This is a genomic window from Caballeronia sp. BR00000012568055 (genome assembly GCF_029439455.1).
Classification (GTDB): domain Bacteria; phylum Pseudomonadota; class Gammaproteobacteria; order Burkholderiales; family Burkholderiaceae; genus Caballeronia.
The window spans coordinates 1-7,048 of the sequence record NZ_JAQFVG010000042.1 but is presented as its reverse complement, the minus strand read 5'-3'; the positions used below and the strand labels follow the sequence as shown (position 1 = coordinate 7,048).

The following is a 7,048-nucleotide window of genomic DNA, read 5'->3' as shown; positions in this document are numbered from 1 at the left end:
GCCGGCCGCACGCTTTCTTTTGCCGATGCCGCGCGCGAGCTAAGCCTTTCGCCTAGCGCCGTTAGCCATTCCGTGCGCAAGCTCGAGGATTTATTAGGGCATCGGCTATTCCAGCGCAGCACGCGCGAAGTGCATCTCACACGCGAAGGCGCCACGCTGATGGAGCATATTCAGCGTGGCATGGATGAGATGCAGCGCGGCTTTGCGCTCCTGGCGAATGAGGAGCGCACGCCACTAAGACTGCACACCGCGCCCAGCTTTGCGACGCAATGGCTTTTGCCTCGCTTAGCGAATTTCGTTAAAGATAATCCGAATATCGACCTAAGATTTTCCGCCAGCACGGACTATGCGCGCTTTGACGATGACTTCGATCTGGATATCGTCTATGGCGAGCCTAAGCCGTCGCCGCACGAAAAAATTCCTTTGGCTTTAGAAGGCTTAGCGCCGCTTTGTCCGCCAGCTTTAGCGGAGCAGATTCGTAAGCCCGAGGATCTTTATCATTTGCCGCTGATTCAATGCGAAGTGCAGATGTATCAATGGAAAGGATGGTTCGAGGCGAATGGCTTGCCGCCGCCGACGCATTACGGCTTGCGCTTCGACCGTTCTTCCATGGCGATTGCCGCTGCGGTGGACGGCTTAGGCGTGGTGCTCGAATCGACCTTGCTTGCCGAGCGTGAACTGGTGCGCGGCGATCTGGTGCGGCCGCTTCAGGGTTCCGCGCGCGAAGTGGAATATGTCGGACACTATCTCGTGTTCCCTAAACGTCAGCAGCGGCACGATGCGTTCGAAACCTTTAAGGCGTGGCTGCTTAAAGAATTAGGCACCAGCGCTTAAGGTTTTCCAAGGCTTCGGTGCGTTTTTCACCAAGCTGTTAAAATACAAGCGCTTAACGCCAATCTCCGCACGCTTCTCCCAAACGCCCATGCCTCAGTCCGCGACTACGCTCGCCCAGCCGCGCATCGACTATGTCCGCGAAATTCTCGCTGGTATCGTCACGACGCTCGCGCTGATTCCCGAAGTCATTTCCTTCGCCTTTATCTCCGGCGTCGAGCCTCGCTCTGCGCTGTTTGCATCGGCGGTACTGCTGGTGATTACGTCGATTTTCGGCGGACGTCCGGCCATGGTCACCGCAGCGGCCGGTTCGGTCGCGCTGGTCGTCGGTCCGTTGGTGCATGCGCATGGCGCGGGCTATATCCTGCCCGCCGTCTTGCTCGGCGGGCTGATTCAGGTCGCGTTCGGATTGGCCGGTTTCGCCCGCATCGTCCGATTCATTCCGCGCTCGGTGATGCTCGGCTTCGTCAACGCGCTCGGCATTCTGATTTTCGCCGCGCAAGTGCCGCATCTGATCGATAAGCCCGTGACCGTGTATGTGCTGTTTGCCATCACCATCGGTATCGTGCTGATCGGGCCGCGTGTCACGCGTGCGGTGCCCGCGCCGCTCATCGCGATCGTCGTGGCGACGGTGCTGGCAATCGCGCTGCACTGGGCCGCGCCGACCGTCGGCGGCGACCGGCCGATGCCCTCCGACTTGCCCGGCCTCACGCCCTGGACCGTGCCTTTCGATCTGAGCACGCTGAAGATCGTCTGGCAGACGTCTTTATCGATTGCCTTCGTCGGTTTGCTGGAGACTTTGCTGACAGCCAAGCTCGTCGATGAAATGACGGAAACGCGCTCGCACAAATCGCGCGAATCGTGGGCGCTCGGCCTCGGCAACCTGTTCGCGGGCGCGTTTGGCGGCATCGCCGGTTGCGCGATGATCGGGCAGACTGTGGTGAACGTGGATATCGGCGGGGCGCGCACGCGCGTGTCCACGCTCGCGGCCGCCGTGACCTTGCTGCTGCTGATGACCGGCCTCAGTTCCGTGATGGCCCGCATTCCGATGGTCGCGCTCGCCGCCGTAATGATGGTCGTCGCCGTGAAAACGGTGGACTGGCACAGCCTGCATCCCGCCACGCTGCGCCGCATGCCGCTGATGGAAACATCGGTCATGCTGATCTCCGTAGTGCTTACGGTCTACACCGGCAATCTCGCGATCGGCGTAGTCGGCGGCGTATTGCTCGCCACCGTTTTGTTCGCGCGCCGCGTCGCGCATGTGATCCGCACCACGCGCACCGTTTCCGCCGATGGCACCATCGCGCATTACGAAGTGAATGGCCCGCTGTTCTTTGGCAGCAGCAACGACCTCGTCGATCGCTTTGAATACGCGATCGATCCGCGCGAAGTGGTGATCGATTTCTCGAAGTCTCAAATCTGGGATGCGTCTACGGTCGCGGCGTTGGACTCGATCGAAGTGAAGTATCGGCAACACGAAACTGTTGTGCGCTTTATCGGACTGGACGAGCGCAGCCGCGCGTTTCATGCGCGCCTGAGCGGCAATCTCAACGTGAACTAAAGACTAAGCGCGGCCCGCATGACGCATCGGCAGACCGTTGAGCAGCGCCTTGAGATCGTCGATATTGAATGGCTTGGCGAGAATGGCCACGCCCGTGCGCCGCGCCTGTTCGAGTTGATCGGCGTAACCGGTCATCAGCGTGACGGGCTGTTGCGGACGCTGGTTGCGAATCCATTCGGCGAGGCGAATGCCATCGGTCGCGCCCGGCATCTGGATGTCGGACAGCACGAGGTCGAATTCCTTGCCTTCTTCCAGCACCTTGAGCGCCGCATCGCCCGATGGTTCGTGGCGCGCCTGCCAGCCGAGCACTTCGAGCACCGCGCACAATCCCGCCGCCACTTCCTCGTTGTCTTCCACCAGCAGAACAGTCGATGAAGGCGCATCGCGCGCCGCATTCACTTCGAGCGGCGGACCGACGATGGCATCGACTTCGCCGCTCCAGCGCGGCAGATAAATGTAGATGGTCGTGCCGTAGCCCCACGCCGAATTGACGCGCGCGGTGCCGTTCGCCTGCTCGGCCGTGGCCAGCACTTGCGCGAGTCCGAGGCCGGTGCCCGCGGCTGCGCCTTTGGTGGTGAACAGCGGCTCGAATGCGTGCTTGGCGACATCGGGCCGCATGCCCGTGCCGCTGTCCTTGCACGAGATCACCACGTATTCGCCCGCCGCAAGACCTTCGTGCGCCTGCGGGTATCGAACGTTGGTGCAATGGATGATGAACTCGCCGCCGTGCGGCATGGCGTCCTTCGCATTCACCGCGATATTGATCAGCGCCGAAGTCAGCTCCGTCATATCGGCGCAGACGGGCCATGTCGCGCCCGTTACGCGCGTTGTGAGGCGAACGGTATCGCCGACGGCGGCGCGGACCAATGGTTCGGAGTCCTTCATCCATCGACCCAGCCGTACGATCTGCATCTGCAAGGGCTGGCGTCGCGGCACGCTCATCAATCGCCGCGCCAGCGATTGCGCATTCACCGACGCCCGTTCTACCGCTTCGACTTCCTTCTGTAGTCCGTTATAGTTTTTGCGCCGCGCCATCTCCATGTTCGTCGCCACCACCATAAGCAGATTATTGAAGTCGTGCGCGACGTTGGCCACCAGCGTGCCAAGCGCGCCCATGCGCTGCATACGGCGCGTGGCGGCTTCGGCGGTATGGCGCAGCGCGAGTTCGCCGCGCCACTTCTGCCAGGTCGCTTCTTCCGCTTTCAGACGGCGCAGCGAAAAGCCGATCAACAGCCATAACGCGACGGTCGGTATCAGCGCAATCGAGGCGATCGATACATCGCGCCGCCACCATGCCACGCGTACATCGCGGATGGCGAAACCTGCGGCGGCATAGATGGGGAATGCGCCGACGCGCTCAAAGGCCGCGAGTTTCTCGTCGTTGTCGAGCGGCGAGACATAGCGCATCAATCCGGTGTTTTCGCCGCGTGCGAATGCATCGGCCAATATCGAATGTCGATCGGGTGCATTGGGCGCGGTGGCGGCCGGATAGCGGGCGAGCACGCCGCCGTCGTCACGATGCAGCGCGAGCGTGAGCGCCGGATTGCTCTGCGCGAGTCCATGATAAAAATTCAGCAGATAGTCACGACGCAACGCGATCGAAATCGCGCCGAGAAAGCGCCCGTCCTTCGTCATGCGCGCCGCGAGCGTATTGACGATATCCGTGTTCTGCACGCGGCCGCGCTCGGGCATCGATACATGAAAGGCGGCGTGCGACTGACGCGTGGCGATAAAGTCCGCGCGATCGCCGATCGACACGTCAGGCGCGGGCAGAAAACGGCTGCTGAGAATCAGCTTACCGTTACTGTCGAGCACGGAAAGCGCGGCAATCTGCGGATGGCTTTCAACCAAGCTCGCGAGCTTGTCGTGCAGTTCGGCCTGACTGCGCGCGATATGTTCGTCGTCGTCATCGCCGAGCATATCTTCGATACGCGCGATCAGTTCGCGGTTGATGCTGAAGACGGCATTGGCGTTTTCTTCGATCACGCTGACGAGACGTTGCAACGACTGGCTGGTTTCGGCAAGCGCGCGGTTGTAGGTGTAGTAGCCATAGAGCAGAAAGAACGTGCACGGAATCACGATCGATGCCACCAGCGCCGCGAACAGCCGCCGCCGCGTCGCCGAATAGTCGAGCGGCGGCAAGGCCGGCATGGGTTCGTTCGCGCTGAAATCGGTATTGTTCTCGGCTGCGTCCATCGTGTCCTGCGCGGATGTCTTGCGCGGTTGAGGCAGTGCGCGTGCGCGATAATAGCGTCGAATTATTATGATCAATCGCGGCGGCAAGCGGGCAAAAAAATTGTCCCGCACGATCGTTCCCAGCTTTGGCGTCTTTTTTCTTTTAAGGATATGTGACGATGGCTAGCGTGGCGGCCTTTGACCGCGATATCGAATCATCCTTCGAGGATACGCTCACCGCAGCCGATAACGTGCTCGGACGCGTAATTTTCGGCGCGCACAGCGGCCACCCTTCAATCGACGATAGCGTGCCCACGCTGCGGCTCAGGATGCGCGGCGACAGCTTTATCGAACAATGGATGGGTTCGGGAAAACGTGAACACGGCCGCTTCAACGATCTCGTCTTTGCGCACGACGACGACTATCTGTTTTGCGCGGGCTTCATTCCCGCGTGCGGCCACTATACGCAAGCCACGCAACGCACTTACGCCGATGCCTTCGCGCTGATCGAACGCTTAGGGTTTCCGAAGCTTTTCCGCATGTGGAATTTCATACCGGATATCAATGCTTCGAACGCCGAAGGACTGGAAATCTATCGCGATTTCTGTCGTGGCCGCGCGATGGCGTTCGAGCAGGCGGGCGCGGTCAGCATGCCGGCGGCGACGGGTATCGGCACGGCGGGCGAGGGCGTGGGCTTCTGCTTTCTCGCGTGCCGTGAGCGCGCGGTAGAGCATATCGAGAATGCGCGGCAGACGCCCGCTTACGATTATCCCGTGCAATACGGGCCGAAAGCGCCGAGTTTCGCGCGCGCCACGCAGGTATCGGGGCAGCGCGAGACGCTGTTCGTGTCGGGGACGGCGAGCATCATCGGGCATGAGACGGTGCATGCGGGTGATGTGCAGAAGCAATGGGACGTGGCGATTGGCAACGTTTCGCATCTGCTTGAGAAGCGCGGGTTTACGCTTGCATCGCTCGATCAGATCAAGGTCTATTACCGTTACGCGCATGATTTGCCGCGCGTCATGGAGTGTGCGCGTTCCACATTCGACGCGAAGGCATCCGTAAGGTATCTTAACGTCGATATCTGCCGATCCGACCTGCTGGTCGAGATAGAAGGCATCGCTCAAGGAGACCCGTTATGACCGAACTCGTCAAATGCCTGTGGTTCGACCAAGGCCGCGCGCGTGAAGCGGCCGAGTTTTACGCCGCGACCTTTCCGGACAGCCATGTCGATGCACGGCATGTCTCGCCGAAAGAAGGCGTGGGACAAGGCAATGAATTGACCGTGGACTTTACCGTGCTCGGGCAGCGCTTTGTCGGCCTGAATGGCGGGCCGATGTTCAAGCCCACCGAAGCGGTCAGCTTCATGGTGCTGACCGACTCACAGGAAGAAACCGACCGCTACTGGAACGCCATTACGCGCGATGGCGGCAGTGAATCGCAGTGCGGCTGGTGCAAGGATCGCTGGGGCTTCTCGTGGCAGATTACGCCGCGCCGACTGCTGCAACTCGTCGGCGGTGACGATCGCGAAGCGGGCCGCCGCGCGATGGAATCGATGATGACGATGAAGAAGATCGATATCGCCGAAATCGAGCGGGCGGCGGCGAAGTCATAGGGTCTGTTCACATATAAACGGCCATGCGAACGCCCGAAATCGGCCGCAGGGCAAGGAGTAAGGAGCGCCGTTTGGCTAGCCAAACAAGCGACGCGCGACGCCGCCATGTGGCCGAGTTCGGGTGTTCCCGAAGGGTTGCCCCCTGTAAAGGGGCAACGCATGGCCGTTTATATGTGAACAGACCCTAGCTTCAGGCGTGCAAAGGCAGGCGCACGAGAAAGGTCGTGCCTGCCTCTTCCGTCGATGTCAGATCGATGCTCCCGCGATGCGCATTGACAATCTGCGAGCAGATAAACAGCCCCAGCCCGAGTCCGCCTGAAGCGTCCTGTTCGGACGCGCGCCAGTATGGATCGAACATCTTCATCTGCGCTTCGGCGTCGATGGCCGCGCCGCCGTTCCATACCGCGATCTCCAGGCACGCATCCGTATGCGATACCGTCACGCGCACGGGCGCTGCACGCGTGCCATACAACAGCGCGTTGCCAACCAGATTCGACACCACTTGCTGAACGCGCGGCAGATCGCACGGAACCGGTGGAATCGCAGCGGCGATTTCCGTCTGCAACACGTGATCCGGATGCGACACGCGCAATTCCATGATGACGTCTTCGACCGCCTGACCGATCGCGCTGTGCGGCACGATCGACAGCGCAATGCCCGCGCCCATTCTGCCGCGCGCGAAGTCCATCACGTCATCGACAAGACCGGCCATGCGGTTCACCGCCGTCAAAATGTACTGGCCACTCTTGCAGGCTAGCGGTTCCTGCGGACGCCGGATCAGCAATTCCGCATGGTTGCTGATGGCCCAGATTGTGTCAAAACGCATTTTTGAGACGCTAGAATTTTGCTATGCGACCGGGGGGAGA

The 7,048-nt window shown here is 60.8% G+C and carries 6 protein-coding genes; 4 read left to right on the top strand and 2 right to left on the bottom strand.

Going from position 1 to position 7,048, the window contains the following annotated elements; genetic code table 11:
• Positions 1-834, top strand: an 834-nt coding sequence (locus P7F28_RS03590) for a LysR substrate-binding domain-containing protein (protein ID WP_277183068.1), incomplete at its 5' end; no start/stop codon positions are given.
• A gap of 88 nt (positions 835-922) precedes the next feature.
• Positions 923-2,392, top strand: a complete 1,470-nt coding sequence (locus P7F28_RS03585) for a SulP family inorganic anion transporter (RefSeq protein ID WP_277183067.1) — start codon at positions 923-925, stop codon at positions 2,390-2,392.
• A gap of 3 nt (positions 2,393-2,395) precedes the next feature.
• On the opposite strand, the gene P7F28_RS03580 is transcribed toward P7F28_RS03585, so the two are convergent.
• Positions 2,396-4,588 (bottom strand): hybrid sensor histidine kinase/response regulator, encoded by a 2,193-nt coding sequence (locus tag P7F28_RS03580; RefSeq protein ID WP_277183066.1) that lies wholly within the window; start codon positions 4,586-4,588, stop codon positions 2,396-2,398.
• Between the two features lie 158 nt (positions 4,589-4,746).
• Here P7F28_RS03580 and P7F28_RS03575 point away from each other — a divergent pair, with 158 nt between their 5' ends.
• Together P7F28_RS03575 and P7F28_RS03570 are read left to right on the top strand one after the other, a co-directional pair.
• Complete coding sequence (locus P7F28_RS03575; protein WP_277183065.1) at positions 4,747-5,709, top strand: FkbO/Hyg5 family chorismatase; 963 nt, start codon at positions 4,747-4,749, stop codon at positions 5,707-5,709.
• Positions 5,706-6,182, top strand: coding sequence for a VOC family protein (locus tag P7F28_RS03570; protein ID WP_277183064.1), 477 nt, complete (start codon positions 5,706-5,708; stop codon positions 6,180-6,182). Before P7F28_RS03575 ends, P7F28_RS03570 begins: the two co-directional genes overlap by 4 nt.
• A gap of 190 nt (positions 6,183-6,372) precedes the next feature.
• On the opposite strand, the gene P7F28_RS03565 is transcribed toward P7F28_RS03570, so the two are convergent.
• Complete coding sequence (locus P7F28_RS03565) at positions 6,373-7,008, bottom strand: sensor histidine kinase KdpD (RefSeq protein ID WP_277183063.1); 636 nt, start codon at positions 7,006-7,008, stop codon at positions 6,373-6,375.
• Between the last annotated feature and the right edge of the window lie 40 nt (positions 7,009-7,048).